Source organism: Synechocystis sp. CACIAM 05 (assembly GCF_010222815.1).
Classification (GTDB): domain Bacteria; phylum Cyanobacteriota; class Cyanobacteriia; order Cyanobacteriales; family Microcystaceae; genus Synechocystis.
Genome location: NZ_CP019225.1, coordinates 3,328,421 through 3,347,485 on the forward strand (window position 1 = coordinate 3,328,421; position 19,065 = coordinate 3,347,485).

Annotated in this window: 16 protein-coding genes, 1 pseudogene and 1 riboswitch; of the genes and pseudogenes, 11 read left to right on the forward strand and 6 right to left on the reverse strand. The window is 45.9% G+C overall.

Annotated features, from left to right (window positions below; all coding sequences use genetic code 11):
• Positions 1 to 495: pseudogene (locus BWK47_RS15600) on the forward strand (transposase); the annotation flags it as partial.
• A 106-nt stretch (positions 496 to 601) separates the two neighbouring features.
• On the opposite strand, the gene leuC reads toward BWK47_RS15600, so the two are convergent.
• A complete protein-coding gene (leuC, locus tag BWK47_RS15605; RefSeq protein ID WP_162329365.1) occupies positions 602 to 2,008 on the reverse strand; it encodes a 3-isopropylmalate dehydratase large subunit in 1,407 nt (468 codons plus the stop codon).
• Positions 2,009 to 2,233: 225 nt separating this feature from the next.
• On the opposite strand from leuC, the gene BWK47_RS15610 reads away from it, so the two are divergent.
• From BWK47_RS15610 to BWK47_RS15620, 3 genes are all read left to right on the forward strand, one after another.
• Positions 2,234 to 3,499 carry an EAL domain-containing response regulator gene (locus BWK47_RS15610; RefSeq protein WP_162329366.1) on the forward strand — a complete coding sequence of 422 codons (1,266 nt, stop codon included), beginning with the start codon at positions 2,234 to 2,236 and terminating at the stop codon, positions 3,497 to 3,499.
• Positions 3,500 to 3,537: 38 nt separating this feature from the next.
• Entirely contained in the window at positions 3,538 to 4,806 is a 1,269-nt protein-coding gene (gene stpA, locus BWK47_RS15615; RefSeq protein WP_162329367.1) for a glucosylglycerol 3-phosphatase, read from the forward strand.
• Between the two features lie 131 nt (positions 4,807 to 4,937).
• Positions 4,938 to 6,029 (forward strand): ABC transporter ATP-binding protein, encoded by a 1,092-nt coding sequence (locus tag BWK47_RS15620; protein ID WP_162329368.1) that lies wholly within the window; start codon positions 4,938 to 4,940, stop codon positions 6,027 to 6,029.
• Here the strand turns inward: BWK47_RS15620 and BWK47_RS15625 are convergent.
• Positions 6,026 to 7,252 carry a family 10 glycosylhydrolase gene (locus BWK47_RS15625; RefSeq protein WP_162329369.1) on the reverse strand — a complete coding sequence of 409 codons (1,227 nt, stop codon included), beginning with the start codon at positions 7,250 to 7,252 and terminating at the stop codon, positions 6,026 to 6,028. The two genes, BWK47_RS15620 and BWK47_RS15625, sit on opposite strands and share 4 nt — an antisense overlap.
• Before the next feature lie 2 nt (positions 7,253 to 7,254).
• On the reverse strand, positions 7,255 to 8,844 hold the full coding sequence (locus tag BWK47_RS15630; RefSeq protein ID WP_162329370.1) for a glycoside hydrolase family 57 protein: 1,590 nt from the start codon (positions 8,842 to 8,844) through the stop codon (positions 7,255 to 7,257).
• 165 nt (positions 8,845 to 9,009) lie between these two features.
• Between BWK47_RS15630 and BWK47_RS15635 the strand changes: the two genes are divergently transcribed.
• The 4 genes from BWK47_RS15635 (at position 9,010) to bchN (ending at position 13,075) form a co-directional block, all read left to right on the forward strand.
• The gene (locus BWK47_RS15635) at positions 9,010 to 9,702 is read left to right on the forward strand and encodes a phosphate ABC transporter permease (RefSeq protein ID WP_162329371.1); all 693 of its coding nucleotides are present in this window, start codon (positions 9,010 to 9,012) and stop codon (positions 9,700 to 9,702) included.
• A gap of 538 nt (positions 9,703 to 10,240) precedes the next feature.
• On the forward strand, positions 10,241 to 11,101 hold the full coding sequence (bchL, locus tag BWK47_RS15640; RefSeq protein WP_041426077.1) for a ferredoxin:protochlorophyllide reductase (ATP-dependent) iron-sulfur ATP-binding protein: 861 nt from the start codon (positions 10,241 to 10,243) through the stop codon (positions 11,099 to 11,101).
• 123 nt (positions 11,102 to 11,224) lie between these two features.
• A complete protein-coding gene (locus BWK47_RS15645; RefSeq protein ID WP_162329372.1) occupies positions 11,225 to 11,617 on the forward strand; it encodes a DUF5331 domain-containing protein in 393 nt (130 codons plus the stop codon).
• 51 nt (positions 11,618 to 11,668) lie between these two features.
• On the forward strand, positions 11,669 to 13,075 hold the full coding sequence (gene bchN, locus BWK47_RS15650; protein WP_162329373.1) for a ferredoxin:protochlorophyllide reductase (ATP-dependent) subunit N: 1,407 nt from the start codon (positions 11,669 to 11,671) through the stop codon (positions 13,073 to 13,075).
• A gap of 119 nt (positions 13,076 to 13,194) precedes the next feature.
• On the opposite strand, the gene BWK47_RS15655 is transcribed toward bchN, so the two are convergent.
• A complete protein-coding gene (locus tag BWK47_RS15655) occupies positions 13,195 to 13,644 on the reverse strand; it encodes a DUF4278 domain-containing protein (RefSeq protein ID WP_162329374.1) in 450 nt (149 codons plus the stop codon).
• A gap of 124 nt (positions 13,645 to 13,768) precedes the next feature.
• Here BWK47_RS15655 and BWK47_RS15660 point away from each other — a divergent pair, with 124 nt between their 5' ends.
• Both BWK47_RS15660 and eno read left to right on the forward strand, forming a co-directional pair.
• Entirely contained in the window at positions 13,769 to 14,515 is a 747-nt protein-coding gene (locus tag BWK47_RS15660) for a tetratricopeptide repeat protein (RefSeq protein ID WP_162329375.1), read from the forward strand.
• A gap of 124 nt (positions 14,516 to 14,639) precedes the next feature.
• Entirely contained in the window at positions 14,640 to 15,938 is a 1,299-nt protein-coding gene (gene eno / locus BWK47_RS15665; RefSeq protein WP_162329376.1) for a phosphopyruvate hydratase, read from the forward strand.
• Positions 15,939 to 16,132: 194 nt separating this feature from the next.
• On the opposite strand, the gene BWK47_RS15670 is transcribed toward eno, so the two are convergent.
• A complete protein-coding gene (locus tag BWK47_RS15670; protein ID WP_162329377.1) occupies positions 16,133 to 16,708 on the reverse strand; it encodes a carbonic anhydrase in 576 nt (191 codons plus the stop codon).
• An 89-nt stretch (positions 16,709 to 16,797) separates the two neighbouring features.
• Positions 16,798 to 16,949, forward strand: a riboswitch (cyclic di-AMP (ydaO/yuaA leader).
• 313 nt (positions 16,950 to 17,262) lie between these two features.
• On the opposite strand from BWK47_RS15670, the gene BWK47_RS15675 reads away from it, so the two are divergent.
• A complete protein-coding gene (locus tag BWK47_RS15675) occupies positions 17,263 to 18,609 on the forward strand; it encodes an ArsB/NhaD family transporter (protein ID WP_162329378.1) in 1,347 nt (448 codons plus the stop codon).
• A gap of 8 nt (positions 18,610 to 18,617) precedes the next feature.
• Here the strand turns inward: BWK47_RS15675 and BWK47_RS15680 are convergent, their stop codons facing one another.
• Complete coding sequence (locus BWK47_RS15680; RefSeq protein WP_162329379.1) at positions 18,618 to 18,872, reverse strand: DUF6737 family protein; 255 nt, start codon at positions 18,870 to 18,872, stop codon at positions 18,618 to 18,620.
• Positions 18,873 to 19,065 lie beyond the last annotated feature (193 nt).

Genomic DNA, 19,065 nt, shown 5'->3' on the forward strand with positions numbered 1-19,065 from the left:
ATCTTGAGGCAGTTAGTTTTAATATACGGTATTGAAAGTCTAGTATTCATAGACGAAGCTGGTTTTGAGAAATTTGCATCCTCACTTTATGGATGATCTAAAAAGGGAGAAAGAGTATATGGAAAAAAGCAGGGGAAAAGAGGGAAAAAAGAAAATCTTGTAGCGAGAAAAAGAAAAATGCAAAAAGACTTGATAGCGCCGATGTTATTCACCGGAAGCTTAAATACAACAGGTTTTGAAGGATGGCTTAAATTCTTTTTAATACCAGCATTAACAATGAAATCAATCTTGATTATGGATAACACCCCCATTCATCGAAAAAATAAGATTAGAGAAATAGTGGAGTCCGCAGGACACATTATGTTATTTTTGCCAACTTATTCTCCAGACTTGAATGATATAGAGCATGATTTTAGTGCATTAAATAGAGCGAGAATGCACGCAACTCCTGGTACTAGCATAGATAAAGTTATTCAAGATTACTGCATAGTCTAGTGTCTCATAGTTATGCTAATCAGCTATGCTAGCCTATGACAAAGCAGCCCCCCCCCTCGATGGTGATTGTTTGGTCGGATGAAGATGAATGTAATAAGCAATCAAATTAGCCTAGTACTTCCCGCACATCAGCTACTTGCCCCGTAATGGCCGCCGCCGCGACCATGGCTGGACTCATTAACAAAGTACGGCCAGAGGCGGAACCCTGACGACCCTTAAAGTTACGGTTGGAAGAGGAAGCACTCAGTTGATCACCCTGGAGTTTGTCGGGGTTCATGGCCAAACACATGGAACAGCCTGCTTCCCGCCATTCAAAACCCGCTGCTTGGAAAATTTGATCTAGCCCTGCTGCTTCGGCCTGTTGCTTGACTTGTTCGGAACCGGGCACCACAAAAGCTTTTACCCCGGCCGCTACCTGGTGACCCTTGGCTACCTTAGCGGCTTCCTCCAGGTCGCTCAAACGACCATTGGTGCAACTACCAATGAAACAAACATCGACTTTGGTGCCTTTCAGCGGTTGTCCCGGCTGGAATTGCATATATTTGTAGGCTTCGCTGGCGATCGCCTGGTCATCGGGGTTGAGGCTGTCAAGGGTAGGTACCGGTTCACTGATGCCAATGCCTTGGCCGGGGGTAATGCCCCAGGTAACGGTGGGTTCAATGTCCTCTGCCCGGAAAGAAACCACATCGTCATACACCGCATCGGGTTCACTGGCAATACTGCTCCACCATTGCACTGCCTTGTCCCAATCTTCCCCTTGGGGAGCAAACTCCCGCCCTTTGAGGTATGCAAAAGTTACTTCATCTGGGTTGATATAGCCGCAGCGAGCTCCCCCCTCAATGGACATATTGCAGACGGTCATGCGTTCTTCCATATTCATGGCGGCAAAGGTTGATCCGGCATACTCATAGGCATAGCCCACCCCGCCCTTAACGCCCAATTTGCGGATAATGTGGAGAATCACGTCCTTGGCGTAGACCCCAGGTGCTAAATCACCGTTAACCTCAATTTTCCTTACTTTTAACTTATTTAAGCTCAAACTCTGGGCTGCCAACACGTCCCGCACTTGGGAAGTGCCAATGCCAAAGGCGATCGCCCCGAAGGCCCCGTGGGTAGAAGTGTGAGAATCGCCACAGGCAATGGTCATACCTGGTTGGGTTAGGCCCTGTTCCGGGGCAATGACATGGACAATGCCTTGATTGCCGGAACCAATGGGATGGAAGCGAATATTATGGGCTTTGGTATTAACCTCCAACGCCTGCATCATTTCTTCAGCTAAGGAATCCTGGAAAGGCCGTTGCTGATTTTCCGTCGGCACAATGTGGTCCACCGTAGCCACCGTTCTTTCTGGATACATAACCCGCAACCCCCGCTCTTTCAGCATGGCAAAGGCCTGGGGACTGGTGACTTCGTGGATCAGGTGCAACCCGATGAAGAGTTGGGTTTGACCCGATGGCAAAACACTGATGGTGTGGAGATCCCAAACTTTGTCAAATAAGGTTCTTGCGCTCATGGTGGAAGTCTAGACAGGGCGATCGCCGAGGGAAAATGAATAGAGAATGGGGTGGTCGTAGCGACTATCACCATCTTAGCCTGACCTGACAACCTGAACCTAGGAACAATAGTGGAGAAAAATCCAGTCAATTTGGTCTTAAAGTCTGGGAAATTAGGCTAGGATGTCACTCAGAGCTTGTCTGAAAACTCCCTCTGGCCCGCGACAAAGATTTGATTAATCCCTATGAGTACTATTTTAGTTGTCGAGGATGAAGCCATTATTCGGGAGTTAATTGGGGAAACCCTGAGTCTGGAAAATTATAAGATTCTAGAAGCAGAAAATGGGGCGGTGGCCCTGGGGCTGCTCAACTCCTTGGAGGTGATGCCCGACTTGATCATCTGTGATGTGATGATGCCGGAAATGGATGGCCATGGCTTAATTACAGCCCTGCAAAAGAATGCCAAGACCGCGGCTATCCCCTTCATTTTTCTGACAGCTCTGGGTACTATGCAGGATTTTCGTAAGGGCATGAATTCCGGCGCGGATGATTACTTAATTAAGCCTTTTAAACAAGAAGATTTGCTGAATGCGGTTAATAGTCGTCTGCAAAAACAAGCCAAGTTGTCAGCCTTTTATCAGGGGAGTATATCTAGTTCCTTGACCGAGAGGCCACGCCGTTCTGGTACCATCGGTACACCGACCCTCACCCCGGATGAAGCGGAAATTTGGCGGGATTTAGAAGTGGGTTTAAACACCGGGCAAGTTTTTCTCTTTTACCAACCCAAAGTATCTATCCACAACCATTGTTTGGCCGGCTGTGAAGCCTTGATCCGTTGGCACCATCCCCGTAAAGGTTTTGTTTCGCCGGGACTTTTCATCCCGATCGCCGAAAAAACTGGCTTTATCAGCGTGGTGGGGGAATGGGTAATTGAAACAGTTTTGCGTCAATGTCAGCAATGGCAGTACCAAGGGCTGGACCCGATACAAGTGGCAATCAACATTTCTGCCCGACAATTCCATGGAGAAGACCTAATTTGCATTTTGCGGCTCGGCACCCATAAGTATGATGTCAGTCCCCAACAATTGGAAGTGGAATTAACCGAAACCTTGTTGGTGAAAAATGTCCAGGATTCCATTAAGCAGTTGAATGAACTCCGGGCTGAGGGTTTCAGCGTGGCGATCGACGACTTTGGCACTGGTTACTCTTCCCTAAGTTATCTGCAGCAGTTCCCCTTTGATGTGCTGAAAATAGATCAAAGCTTTGTGCGTCACATTGACAAAAACGCCAAAAATAAAACTATCACCGCCTCAATTATCAACCTAGCCCACGAACTAGAGTTGCGAGTAACGGCTGAAGGGGTGGAAACCTGGGCAGAATACGATACCATTGCCCACATGGGGTGTGACGAGTTACAAGGCTATCTTTTTAGTCGTCCTCTGCCAGTGGCAGATTTCACCGAGTTGTTAAGCAAGGGCACGGATGTTCCTATTTTGCCCCTACGGCGCTGACAGTTCAGTCAAGATGCGAAAAATTAAGCAGATTAATAATGGTATTACACCAACAACGTTTCTCCCTCGACCATGGAGCTTTTTGTCAAACCTTAGCCCAAACTGAAAATTTACTCATTGTCCAAGACTTGGATGGGGTCTGCATGGAATTAGTGCAAGATCCCCTCAGTCGCCGCCTGGATGCGGATTATGTCCGGGCCACCACCCTGTTTGCTGAACATTTTTACGTGTTGACCAATGGGGAGCACGTGGGAAAAAGAGGAGTACAGGGCATTGTGGAACAATCCTTTGGGGATGCTTCCTTTGTGCAACAGGAAGGCTTATATTTGCCCGGTTTGGCCGCCGGGGGTGTGCAGTGGCAGGATCGCCATGGCCAAGTAAGTCATCCCGGAGTGGGACAAACGGAGTTAGAGTTTTTAGCCGCAGTGCCCGAGAGAATCACTAATTGTTTAAAAACCTTTTTTGGCGATCGCCACCATTCCCTATCCCCAGAGCAATTGCAAACCGGTATTGAAGCTTCGGTTTTGGATAATGTGGCTTCCCCCACTGCAAATTTAAATACCTTGGCTAATCTATTACAGGACTTTCCCCGAATTTATCGGGATTTGCAGGAAACCATGGCCCAATTATTGGATCAGTTGATGGCGGAAGCGGTTGGCCAGGGTTTGGGTAATAGTTTTTTTGTCCACTATGCTCCCAATTTAGGCAGGGATGAACAGGGTAAGGAAATTATTCGTTGGGCCAGGGCCGGGGATTCCGGCACCACCGACTTTCAATTTATGTTGCGGGGTGGGGTCAAAGAAGCCGGGGTTTTGGCTTTGCTAAATCGTTACTATCACAATCGGACCGGAGAATATCCTCTGGGGGAAAGTTTTAGTGCTCGGCAAGCGCCCCCATCCCACCAGGATTTGTTGCATTTGGTGAAAGCGAAATTTGATCCAGACTTGATGCCGCTGATCATTGGAGTTGGGGATACGGTCACTAGCCAGGTGGATGAAGCTACCGGGGAAATTCGACGTGGCGGGAGCGATCGCCAATTTTTGCAATTAATCCAAGATTTGGGGGATTGGGGAAATCACGGTAATTTAGTGGTGTATGTGGACAGTTCCCAGGGGGAGGTGAAAAATCGCCAACCTCTACAACTAGAAACCGTGGCGGGACAAACCCAAGTGGTGGCTGGCCCTGGTGATATGCGGGACAGGGAAGATCCACTGAAGATCAATGTGGCTTTTCCTGGTGGCCATGACCAATATGTAGCGGCGTTTAAGCAGGCGGCACAGCGCCGAAGAGCCCATTTTTCCCAGTAGTTATGGTGGTGAAGCCATTCTCCGTGGTCAAATTAAGTACCCATTAAGTACCTAATCTCCGGGTGGTATGAACGGGGTTACACCGGTTGGTTTTAACCGTCTGATTTTTTGTTGTATCGTAATTTTTGCCTATGGCTAGTGTCAGTTTTGAACAGGTAACTAAACAGTTTGATGATTATGTTGCTGTTAATAACTTGAATTTGGAAATTGAGGACGGGGAGTTTTTAGTTTTTGTGGGGCCGTCCGGTTGTGGCAAAACCACTTCTCTACGACTCCTAGCTGGGCTGGAAACCGTTAGTCAAGGGCAAATTTGCATTGGCGATCGCCGGGTAAACGAACTATCCCCCAAAGACCGGGACATTGCCATGGTGTTTCAGTCCTATGCCCTCTATCCCCACATGAGTGTTTATGAAAATATGGCCTTTAGCCTCGACTTACAGGGCAAACCCAAAGAAGAAATTAGGCAACGAGTCTGTAGCGCCGCTGAATTGTTGGGCATTGAAAAATTACTGCATCGCAAACCCAAGGAATTGTCGGGGGGACAGCGGCAACGGGTGGCAGTGGGGAGGGCCATTGTCCGTAAACCCTCTGTGTTTTTGATGGATGAACCCCTTTCCAATCTGGATGCCATGCTCCGGGTGCAAGCCCGCAAAGAAATTAGTAAACTCCATAGCGATCTGGCCACTACTTTCATTTACGTTACCCATGACCAGGTGGAAGCTATGACCATGGGCGATCGCATTGCTGTGATGAAGGATGGTATTTTGCAACAGGTGGACAGTCCTGCCAATTTGTATAATCAGCCCGCTAATCTATTTGTGGCTGGCTTCATTGGTAGCCCTGCCATGAACTTTTTTCAGGTGGAAAGATTAAGTCAGGAAGGCAAGGAAAAGCTGAGTTTGGACGGTGTTGTTTTACCAATGCCAGACAGTGTGGCCAAAAACGGCGATCGCCCTTTAACCCTCGGTATCCGCCCTGAAAATATTTACCATCCCCACTATTTACCCTTAGAAATTGAGCCCATGGAGCTGCCGGCCACAATTAACCTAGTGGAAATGATGGGTAATGAATTGATTGTTTATGCCCAGACCCCTACCGGGACAGAATTCGTGGCCCGCATTGACCCCAGGGTAAACATTAGCGCCAAAGATTCGGTTAATTTCCTAGTGGATGCCCAGCGTTTTTACTATTTTGACCGGGAAATGGAAACGGCGATCGTTTAAAATTTGTCGGCGTTGAGCTGTTGATATAATCTTTGCCACTGTTGCCGTAAACCAAAGGGATTGGGGCTGGTTTCCGCTTCCAAATTCCATAAACTTTCATAGAAAAAGAAAGCAGTGCCAGCAAAATTATGACCATTAACCCATTGGGCCTGTTCTTTAATTCTTTGAGCAGGGATAGGACGATTTTTTAAACCACTCAGAATACCCACTACCACGGGGATTTCCTGCTTAGTTTGTTGCACCAATGGCTGTTGTAATTCCCCGGTAAAAGCGGCTTGTTTTTCTCGATAAACTTGCAAAACCAACTCATCCACCACTCCTACTTGATGCCAGCTATGCCAATCTAATAGGAAACAATTCTTGGAAAAGGTTTGGGGATTGGGGGAAATGGAAATGGTCAAATCAGGTTTTACTGCTTTTAAAATGGGCACTAAACTTTGCACATAACGATTAATTTTAGCCGATCGCCAATCGGTCCATTGTTGCCAAACAGGGTCGGGACTAACGCAGTTTTGATTGAGGTTTAACTCAGGAGTGGGGGGCGGTTCCTTACCCGTTTCTTGGCGATACAGCGCAACAGTAATGGGGTCGTAGCCAAAGCTGTAGGGATAGCCAAAATGATCATCTAATTGAATACCATCCACATCGTAGCAACGGACTAAATCCACTAAAAGAGCAGTAATTAATTGTTGTACTTCGGGATGGAGTGGATTTAACCAGACCCTCGGTATAGTACCCCCTTCCAACCAGATAGTTTTTCCCTGGGCATTGGTAGTTAACCAATGGGGGTGGGCTTTAACCCAATCACTCTCCGCCGGAGCCATAAAACCAAATTCAAACCAGGGAATAACCCGCAAGGATTTTTCTTTGGCTAAGTTAACTACCTCTCCCAACATATCCCGATCGCCTAATTTTTCATCTTGGCTTTGTCCTAACCATTGTTGGGCCACGGCACTGGGATAGAGGGTATGGCCATCGTTCCACACCGTCGGGTAAAGGGTGTTGAAATTAGCTCTTTTCAGATCGGCGATCGCCGTTTTTAATTGGACTGGATCATAAAGAACATTACTGTCCACATTGGTTAACCAAACTCCTCGAATTTTGTTAGGAGAAGCTGGGGAATTCTGCCCAAGGAAAACCGTTGTCAGAACAACCAATAGGGCAACCAATAAAATTAGTAACCGCCACAATTTCCCACCGAGATAATGCCAGGGAGTCCACATTTTTACAGAGGACGGTAAACTCGATAGTCAATCTTGGGGAAAATATTGTCCATAACTTCAACCTTTTCTAGCCAACCCGCATCCACTTTATTGGCTCGAATATCATCAAACAGTTTATCGAAGCGCAACAGATGGGAACGGGTACGACGCACCGCATAGGGCACCATGGTTCCGGTCCGCATAATAAATGCCCAGTCGGAGGATTGGGCCAACAGCAATTCCCGGGCGGCCTGGTTCAATGCTTTTTCTTCTAGTTCATCCACCGCTTCCCGATGGCTTAATTCAATCATGCGCTCAGCGGCTTTATGCAAGTGGGGGTAAATCCAAGCATTGGTGTCATTAAGCCAATATTCATGGAAACCTTTATAGCCCCAACTGGACTGGGAAGGACGACAAACCTGTTGGTGAGGATTTCCCCGCAGATAATCGGCCAGATGGGTCATCTCAAATGTGTCTTGATCAAACCAAGATTTACGGAATAAATAATCAATAAACCACGGCCCTTCGTACCACCAATGCCCAAATAATTCCGCATCGTAGGGGGACACTACTAACGGCGGCCGACCCATAATGCCCGATAGATGACCGACCTGTTGTTGACGGTTATACATGAAATTCGAGGCGTGTTCAGCAGCCTTTTCTTTAGCCCAATAGGGGTCGTACCAAGCTTTTTCCGATAGGCCCCCATCCCGACTGGTGATTTTGTGATACTTGATGCCAATATTTTTCCGTTGGCCGTTGGGCATGATATAGGGCTTGATGTACTCATACTCCGCTTCCCAGCCCAAATCTTTATAAAACTCTCGATAAACCGGATCCCCCGGATAGCCTACCTGGGAAGACCATACCTGTTGGGAAGATTCGTGATCCCGGCCAAAGGCCGCTACTCCAGTTTCTGTAAAAATGGGAGCATAAGTGCCAAATTTTGGTCTCGGACGGGCGTATAAAATGCCATGGCCATCTACCAAGAAGTAGCGCAGACCCGCATCGGCCAGCATTCTTTCCACCCCTTCGTAATAGGCGCACTCCGGTAACCAAATGCCCTTTGGCGATCGCCCGAAGTTTTCTTCGTAATGCTCACAAGCCACTTTAATTTGGGCCCACACCGCCTGAGGATACATTTTCATCAAAGGAAAATATCCGTGGGTGGCACCACAGGTAATAATTTCTAAATTATTACTATCTTGAAATTGTTTAAAAGCAGTTACTAAATCACCGTCGTAACGTTCCCAAGTTTCCCGAATGGCGGCAAATTCTTTGGCGTAAAAATCAGCTAAATATTGTAGATGGCCGTTATGTTCATTGCGAACAATTTCTTTTTCTAATAATTCCTGCAACAGAGATAAATGGGCTTCGTAACGTTGTTGCAATAGGGGATCCCGGAGCATGGAAACCAACGGCGGCGTCATGCTCATGGTAATTTTAAAATCTACTCCATCCCGCTTCAAACCTTCAAATACATGGATGAGGGGAATATAAGTTTCTGTGATGGCTTCGTATAACCATTCCTCCTCCAAAACGTAATCGCTTTCTGGGTGCCGAACGAAGGGAAGATGGGCGTGGAGGACAAGGGCAACATAGCCAAGAGCCATAGGAGTTACGCACCTGATGCGGGATAGTACAAAGTTAGCGGCTAACTTGTAGCCAATCTTATCAAAATATGGCCCGGGAAAACTTTGCCTCAGATGGCGGGGATCGAGGGGATCACTTAGCCAAGCTAGATATAATACACCCCATAGCCTATTGCTTCCCCTGCCATGCTCATTCCCCTTACCCAAGAAACCTTCGACCAAGTGGTACCTGTTATTGCCACTGGTGCCCAGTATTCCTATGCCTGGGGTAAGGTTTATAACCTTTTGGCCAGATTACTTATTTCCCTATTAATTGTGGTTTCCATTTGGATTGTGGGTCTAATTTTTGGCCACGGAGCCCAAGGAGTGGAATTGGTTTGCTTCATTATTGGTGGCATGTATTGGCTTTGGTGCCCCGTTTATGTGGCCAGTGTCCGCAATAGACAGTACCGTCGTTTTCCCTATGTGGGTTTTTGGCGGGGGGAAGTGTTGGATATTTTTATTACCGAAGAGGTGATTAATGAAACCCAGCAGGCGGATCAGTTTGGTCGCTTAGTGGTGGTGGAAAATATTGAGCGACGCATTAACCTAGAAGTTGGCGATCGCCAGGGTTTTACAGCCGTGGTACAAGCTCCGGTGCAGAAAACGTACAAAGCGATTCGGCCGGGCATGGTGGCGGAGATGTTGTTGTTCTCCAAAAATGCGGAGTTGGAGCGGGTAGATAAACTCAGCGACCTCCATCTACCGGAACTGGATTTGTGGGTGGGAGATTATCCAGTGGTGCGTCGAGATATTTTTCGGGATATTAGTAATGAGTTTGGTTCCCAAATTCCCCGCCGCCGCCGTCAACCAACTCCCTCTTCCCGCCGCATTCGTTAAGTTTGATTGCGTAATTAAGCTAATTTCCGGCTGTTTGGCAAAAATTCACATTTATTTATCTTTCCTTAGTCTTTTCTAGTCAATCGACTATTTTCGCCGTTGCAACTCTCGCCCTAACCACGGCGATCGGACAAAATCTAGTTAGTTCACCAATTACTTATTTTCGCCTACTAATTTCTGCATAGCTCTGCCAGTAAGAATTTAAAGTCTAATTCTTTTTAGTACAACTCTCATTTTTGTCTTAGTCCCATCTTTGGCGATCGCCATAAGTAACTATACCCAGACAAGTTATTTTATTTTTGTCTCAATTTAATAAAAATAAAAACACAAAATTTGTTTTTAGGCGTTTTAAAGACTAGAAGCAGTTTTAAAAGCAATTAAAACGAATTTAAGTTTTAAAAATAAGATTTAAGCCAGATTAATACCCCAAACTATTTCTCCAAGACCCCAAACCTCGTTAATAATGCGATCAGCGCAGCGGAGACCACACAACCCTGAGCATTCCCCCAGAGCATTTTTAGGAGCAACTCCCTTGACACTGACACTTGCGGTATACGGCAAAGGCGGCATTGGTAAATCCACCACCAGTTGCAACATCTCCACAGCATTGGCAAAACGAGGCAAAAAAGTTCTCCAAATTGGTTGTGATCCCAAACATGACAGCACCTTTACCCTGACTGGCTTTCTCATCCCCACCATCATCGACACCTTGCAGGAAAAGGATTTCCACTACGAAGACATCTGGCCCGAGGATGTAATTTACAAAGGTTATGCCGGGGTGGATTGCGTCGAAGCTGGTGGACCTCCTGCTGGAGCTGGTTGTGGCGGTTATGTGGTGGGGGAAACAGTGAAATTGCTGAAGGAACTCAACGCCTTTGACGAGTACGACGTGATTCTGTTTGACGTGTTAGGGGACGTAGTTTGTGGTGGTTTTGCCGCCCCGTTAAACTATGCCGACTATTGTTTGATTGTTACAGACAACGGTTTTGATGCTTTGTTTGCTGCCAACCGCATCGCTGCTTCCGTGCGGGAAAAAGCCCGTACCCACAGCCTCCGCCTCGCTGGTTTGATTGGCAATCGCACTTCCAAACGGGACTTGATTGATAAATATATTGAAGCCGTACCCATGCCGGTATTGGAAATTTTGCCCCTAATTGAAGATATTCGGGTTTCCCGGGTGAAAGGCAAAACTTTGTTTGAAATGGCCGAGTCCGACCCTTCCCTAAACTATGTTTGTGATTATTATCTGAACATTGCCGATCAAATTTTGTCCCAACCGGAAGGGGTAGTGCCCAAAGATGCCCAGGATCGGGATCTATTCAGTTTGCTGTCTGATTTCTACCTCAATCCCACCCAGCCTGCTAGCCAAACCAAAGAATTGGATTTGATGATGGTTTAATCTCAAAGAGAGTGGAATATTTTGAATACTTTTTATTTTTAAAACTTCGGAATATTCTACATTTTAAAATAACCACATTTATTTATTTTTTCACTACAAATACATGTTTTTTGATTAAACATTATGATAAAAACCGAAGAATTTGAAGAGTTAAAAGTAAAATTAAATGATAGGTGGTTAGATTATTATGAGATTCATAATTCTTGGATCAAAAAGACTCTCCCTAGTAACAATAATGGTTATCTAGACCAGAAAACTCTCTGTTGTTTTGCTCTAGGTGTTATTTCAGCTTTTGAACCTGAACTCAAGGATACTTTGAAATATTTTTCAGAGTTGAATCCAGATCCACAAGTACTTGCTAAGGTTTTAGGAATAGAAACACTAATTATACATGAAAAAATAAAAGAGCGCAAAAAAAAGATGGATTGTCCAACAAAAAAAGAAAGTGGTGATTCAGAATATGCTGAAGCAAGCAAACATTTGGAGGAAATTCGTCAATCATCTAATAGTGCTTAAATTTTATTCCAAGAATAATTTTTCAACTATCAAAACCCTATAATTTTAATCATGACCACTGCCCAAGCCCCTTCCGCCCTTAACTTTGACTGTGAAACCGGCAATTACCATACCTTTTGTCCCATTAGTTGCGTATCTTGGCTTTATCAAAAAATTGAGGATAGTTTTTTCCTCGTTATTGGTACTAAAACCTGTGGTTATTTCCTACAAAATGCCATGGGGGTAATGATTTTTGCGGAACCCCGTTATGCCATGGCGGAATTGGAAGAAGGGGACATTTCTGCCCAGTTAAAAGACTATGAAGAACTGAAACGACTTTGCCTACAAATTAAGCGCGATCGTAACCCCAGTGTGATCGTCTGGATTGGTACCTGCACCACTGAAATTATCAAAATGGACCTGGAAGGTTTGGCTCCCCAGTTGGAAGCGGAAATTGGCATCCCCATCGTTACTGCCCGAGCCAATGGTTTAGATTATGCTTTCACCCAAGGGGAAGATACGGTGCTGGCTTCCATGGCCCATAAATGCCCGACCTCTGCCCAGGTGCAAGGGGAAGATAAGGAAGAGCGCAATGCCATTCAGAAATTATTAACCTTTGGTCGCAAAGCTGATGCAGCAAAAGTTGAATCAGAATATGTGGATCATCAACCGCTAGTTTTGTTTGGTTCTTTGCCAGATCCAGTGGTAACAAATTTAACGTTAGAGTTGAAGAAACAGGGCGTGAAAGTATCTGGTTGGTTACCGGCAAAACGTTATACTGAACTACCTATAATTGACGAAGGCTATTATGTGGCTGGGGTTAACCCTTTCCTAAGCCGCACTGCCACCACTTTGATGCGCCGTCGTAAATGTAAATTAATTGGCGCTCCATTTCCCATTGGTCCCGATGGCACCAGAGCTTGGATTGAAAAAATTTGTTTCGTGCTAGGCATTGAACCCCAGGGATTAGAGGAAAGGGAGGCACAAATTTGGGCCAGTTTAGAAGATTATATCCAGTTAATTCGCGGTAAATCTGTGTTTTTTATGGGGGATAATTTGCTGGAAGTTTCCCTGGCTCGTTTCCTCATTCGTTGTGGCATGACCTGCCCAGAAATTGGCATTCCCTATATGGATAAACGTTACCAGGCGGCGGAATTAGCTTTGTTGGAAAAAACCTGTGCCGACATGGGAGTTCCCTTACCAAATATTGTGGAAAAGCCAGACAACTACAATCAAATTCAACGGATTAAAGCCTTACAACCGGATTTAGTCATTACCGGTATGGCCCACGCTAATCCCTTGGAAGCTCAGGGCATTAACACCAAATGGTCGGTGGAATTTACCTTTGCCCAAATTCACGGTTTTACCAATGCTCGGGATATTTTGGAATTAGCAACCCGTCCGTTGCGTCGTAACTCCCAATTAGGAGAATTAGGCTGGGATAAGTTGATTGCTAAAGACGTTCCTGCTCAGGTTTAAGTTCTAATTACCTTCGGACTATTCTACATAGGAATAAACCATTGTCTCAGCAGGTTGAATTGCGATCGCCTGGGGCAGTGGATTTTTTTAGAGATTTCAGCTATTGCCCAAAAAACTTATTAGTTTTGGGTTTTAGTTCCTATATCAACGCCACGGTATTTGATTACTTTTCCTTTTACTTCGTTATTCTGGGCAGTGTATGTTCCGGAGGATTCATAGTCAATTCCCCGGTAACATTTACTTATTTTCTCAGTTTTCTCGATGGGAACTGTTGATTTGGGCGATTCGTAACTAATGCCACGGTAATGAAGCTCTGTATCTTTACTGTCGATAATTTGAGTATTGGGAAGATTATTTTTATTGTCAAAGCTTTGCCATAAAGGCCCAACTACAATGGCCGCCAGTATCAGCAAGATAACTTTGACTTCCCAGGGAGCTAAGAATAAACTTGCCAATAGATTCGCAACGGCAAAAATTACCGCTAGATGGGCAATATCATGGCGGGAACCCCACGCTTTATAACCAACTATTAAGCCGATAGTCAGGGGTAGTAAAAAGGTAAATTCCATAGCTTTGCTTGATCACTTTTGCTATCTTTGATATCTTTGGCACAGTTCCCATCCCATTTTCTCTTCCTTTGTTTACCGGCTATGTATGTTGCAATACTTTTTAGCCTAATCTTGCCAATGCCCAATGAAAGTTGATTTAGGCAATCACTTTTGCCCTAATTTAAGTCAAAAAAAATTTCCGTTGCCCTTGGCTAGCCTATTGGTTAATTTTCCTTTCGCCTTGACGATCGCCCTAGGAATAAATTTAATCTTAGGGCGGTCTGGAGTAACTGGGGAGATGGTGGCGCTGGAATCGGCCATGGCACCGGAGGCCATCTTTGCCCAGGGGGTTAAAGCTGGGGAAGCGGGCAATTATGCCGAAGCAGTGGAGTTATTTTCCGTTGTACTCAACCTGAGCCCAGACTCACCGGAAACCCACTATAACCGTGGTTTGGCTTGGGAGAGACTAGGTAACGTAGACCAGGCGATCGCCGACTATGGCCGCAGTATTGCCCTAGACCGTTATTATATTCCCCCCTACATCAACCGGGGCAACCTTTATAGCCAACAGCAAGACCACTACGGAGCCATTGAGGATTTTACCCAAGCCATCACCTACGACCCGAATCGCTATAAGGCTTATTACAATCGGGCCAATAGTTATTTCCAACTAGGACAATACGCCCAGGCGATCGCCGACTATAATCGGGTGCTGGTGCTCAGGCCGGACTACATCAACGCCATTTATAACCGGGGTTTGGCCCACTTCCAAGCCGGACAGCTAGACAATTCCCGTCAAGATTTGTTGTTTTCCGCCCAAGCCTATCTCAACCGTGGCGATCGGCGTAGTTACCTGGAGGCCCTGGACCAAATGAGCGAGTTGGGGCTGTAACTTTTGCCAACGGAGGTCACAGAGCGACAACTTTCCCCCCGTATCCAGGGCAGAAATACCGGAGAGGGGAAGGGGATGCCCCTATAATTATGGCTGTCAACTGTGTTTGGAGCATTACACACCGATGTTAAGTAAAGTCCCCGCCACCATTGAAGAAATCGCCGCCCGGGAAATTTTAGACTCCAGGGGTCGCCCCACCATCGAAGCGGAAGTCCGGCTGGAAAGTGGGGCCCACGGCATTGCCCAGGTGCCCAGTGGTGCTTCCACAGGCAGTTTTGAAGCCCATGAATTGCGGGACGGAGACCCCAAGCGCTATGACGGGAAAGGGGTGGAAAAAGCAGTACGAAACGTGACGGAAAAAATTGCCCCGGTGGTGGAAGGTCTGGATGCCTTCGATCAAATGGCGGTGGACCAGGCCATGATTGACCGGGACGGAACGGACAATAAAAAAGAATTGGGAGCTAATGCCATTTTGGGGGTTTCCTTAGCCACCGCTAAGGCCGCCGCCGCTGAACTAGCCATCCCCCTCTACCGCTACCTAGGAGGTCCCTTGGCCAACGTTCTGCCAGTGCCCATGATGAACGTAATTAACGGTGGGGCCCATGCCGACAATAACGTAGATTTTCAGGAATTTATGATCATGCCGGTGGGGGCGGAAACCTTTAAAGAAGCTCTGCGCTGGGGGGCGGAAGTGTTCGCCGTGTTGGGCAAAGTGTTGAAGGAACGAAAACTGCTCTCCGGTGGGGTGGGGGACGAAGGGGGTTATGCTCCCAATTTGAAATCTAACCAGGAAGCTTTGGATATTCTCATCGAGGCGATCGAGCAAGCTGGTTACAAACCCGGTAGTCAAATTGCCTTGGCCATGGACATTGCCGCCAGTGAATTTTTCAAAAATGGTCAGTATGAATACGACGGTGGTTCCCATTCTCCCCAGGAATTCATCGACTATCAGGCCAAGCTAGTGAGTCAATATCCCATTGTCTCCATTGAAGACGGTTTGCACGAAGACGATTGGGAAAGCTGGAAGGGTTTAACCACTTCCCTGGGCAGTAAAACCCAATTGGTGGGGGATGACTTGATGGTGACCAACCCTGTGCGTCTGCAAAAATCCATTGATCTGGGGGTGGCCAACGCCATTTTGATCAAACTCAATCAAATCGGCACTTTGAGCGAAACTTTAGAGACCATTTCCCTAGCTACTCGCCATAGTTACCGTTCTGTTATTTCCCATCGCTCCGGTGAAACGGAGGACACCACGATCGCCGACTTGGCCGTGGCCACCAGGGTAGGGCAAATTAAAACCGGTTCCCTTTGTCGTTCTGAGCGGGTTGCTAAATATAACCGTTTACTCCGCATTGAAGATGAACTTGGCGATCGGGCCGTTTATGCCCCTAAAATTGGCCTGGGTCCCAAACATTCTTAAAAAGTGTTTTAAAGTTCCCCTAGCCCAAGGGTTGGGGTTTACTTCGGGAGATAATCAAACCATTGCCAACAGGTTCTTTTGGTTAGGTTGTTGCTTGTGATTGTCTAAAATTCCTCAGTTTTTTTATTCAAGACTTAATTTTTCCCATGGTTACCCTACCGGTGAACTGTGGGAATTTTTGTGCCTAACCGTGCCTAAGCCAAGGAAGCAATGACCTTAACTTGCCCTGTGAGGTCAACAAAATACAATTCCACGATTAAATCTGGGTAACGCTCCCGGATTTGTGCCTCAGCTTGGTGTAAATAACCAGCATGGAAATTTTCCTCCGCCTGGCGATCGCCAAAGGGTTGGGCACGAACCTTAGCATAGGCTCCACAATCTTGGTGATCAAAAATAATTACCCTATTAATGTTGTGTAACTGTTTGGATAGGGCCAGTTGATCCCAAAAGGTCTCTGCTTCAGCAGGATTGGGAAAACCAGTCAAAGCCAGGGAAGCTCCAGCCAAAGCCACCCAATCATAGGCCTGGTCTAAATTTTGCTCGTTTAAAAAAGAGCGTTGATAATTAAGGAAACGAAAATCAATACAACTAAGCACTAATGCCTGAGCTTGGAATAAATTTTTCAGAACGGGGGAATTATCCATGGAAGGGAAACCAGCAAGTAAACCACTGGCCATCAAACCCCAGAGAAAATGACGACGGGAGAAAGCATGGATTGGTGGGCAACAGCTACAGGGAGAATAATCAGGCAAATTAACTGGTTTGGCCATAACGAAGAAGCATGGGGAGGGAGATGATTGACGCTTGTGCTAGAATCAAACGTCAATAGATAACAGTAGCAAGTCAGCCTAATTTTTATTTCCTCAATACGCCCTGGATTTTCTGAGCGGTGGCGTGGAGGGAACAGAAAGCGGGGGAACCAATTCTGGGGCTTATTTCTAAGCAAATTAGAAAGGAAAAACTCTCATTTCTAGCCCGTCAGCTAACCCCGTAGGCATTGAGGGAGGACTAATAAATCATCATTGTTTAACGATGTTTTGACTTTATTCAGGAACTCAGCTACAGACACGACTGTTATTTCATCCTGTTCTAAATAAAGTTGAGATTGATGATGAAAGAATTTTTTCGTTAATTTTGTTCATATTTGCCACTAACTGGAGAAAAGTTTTTGACTCCTGGTTTTGTGCTAGTTACAGCCTAGTTATGTTGTGGTCTGATTTTTTGTGGGCTAGAAACTGTGGTTACTGCCTTTAGGCTAATTCTTTTGCTTTTGATATTTTCACTTAATCGCGGCTTAGTTTAACTTTAATCGTCCGGAGGTTTTATGGTGGCTAATATGCCTGCTTTGCTCTCCCTTGGGGTTTTCGTTGGCGTTATTCTCCTCATCATGTCGGAGAAAATCCACTTAACCGTAGCGGCTTTTTTGGGGGCATTAATTCTCGTTTTTACCCATGTAATTACCCTCAAAGAAGGCATTGATTACATCAGCCAAAGTTATGCCACCCTAGCGTTATTTTTTGGCGTGATGGTCTTAGTTAGATCCTTTGAGCCGACTAAAATTTTTGAGTATTTGGCCACCCAAATGGTGCTCCTGGCTAAGGGAAGTGGCAAACTCCTCCTGTTGGGGGTAATTGCTATCACAACTCCCATTTGTGCGGTGTTGCCCAATGCCACCACAGTTATGTTGTTAGCCCCCTTAATTCCCCCCTTGGCCCAGGAAATTGGCGTAGATTTTGTGCCCATCTTGATCCTGATGGTCTTTGTGGCTAACAGTGCTGGGTTATTAACCCTAGTGGGGGACCCTGCAACTTTCATTGTCGGTGATGCCATTAATATTAGTTTTAATGATTATTTATTTAAGCTCAGTTTCATGGGAGTTTTAGCCATTGTTAGCATTGTGGTTATTACTCCTTTTTTGTTCCGACATATTTGGCGCAGTCGTTTCACCCATTTAGAGGATTTACCCCATCCCCAAATCAATCATCCAAAAGTATTAATGGCGGGGGGGATTATTATCACTTTAGTGCTGATCTTTTTCGTTATTGGCGAAAGTTTACCAGTGCCCATTCCTCCCGCTTCCGTGGCCTTAATGGGGGCTGGCCTGGCGTTACTCCTAGCTCACCAAAGCAAAATTGATACTGTACACAATATTTTGCGGGATGTGGATTGGAGTACTCTGATCTTTTTTATGTCCATTTTTGTGATTATTGGTTCTCTAGAAAAAACCGGAGTAACTGCTTCCCTGGCCCAACTTTTAGCGGTAGCCGTGGGTCAAAACATTGCTTTCGGGGCGATTGTTTTGGTGTTTACTGTGGGATTGTTATCCAGTGTGGTGCCCAATATTCCTTTGGTGGTGGCCATGGTGCCTTTGCTGAAACAATACGTGGTTAATATTGGCCTTGCCGGACCAGAAGTATTGAGCCCCGACTTTGCTGGGCAATTTTCCCCTGCAGTGTTGCCTTTGTTTTATGCCATGATGTTTGGAGCTACCTTGGGTGGCAATGGAACCTTAGTGGGAGCTTCCTCTAACATTGTGGCGGCGGGCATTTCCGAACAACACGGCCGACCAATTTCTTTTCACCGTTTTCTCCGCTATGGTTTGCCAGTGATGGGGGTGCAATTGGTTGTGGCGGCTGTATTTATTGGTTTAATGATGTTAACCCAAGCATAATTAATCCCTTAATCCGTAGTGGTTTTGGGGGTGGATGAATGACTTGGTTCCATGGCGATCGCCTGACGTATTAAGCGGGGATAGGCCAGGAGAAAATACCACCACCAAAGGGCAATCACACTGGCGACGGGTAAAGACAACCACCATTTATGGAACGGTAACCAACTAGCAACGATAATCACCGACCCGGTGAGTAAAATGGTCCAGGGTTGACACCAAGGAGGTTTTTCTGACCAAACATTGTAATCTTCAGAATTTTTCATGGTTTCTATTGATTAGTCTAGCTAAACTTGTTGTTCAAAGTTGCCTTTAACTCCCAAGTTTAGGTTAAAAGCAGATAAAAATTCTCAGAGCGTGTTTGAAAAGTAGGGTGAAGAATGGAAAATGGTGAAAAGAATAAAATTTTCACCATAATTAATGATAATCCGGGAATTTTACAGCACGGACATCACAGAT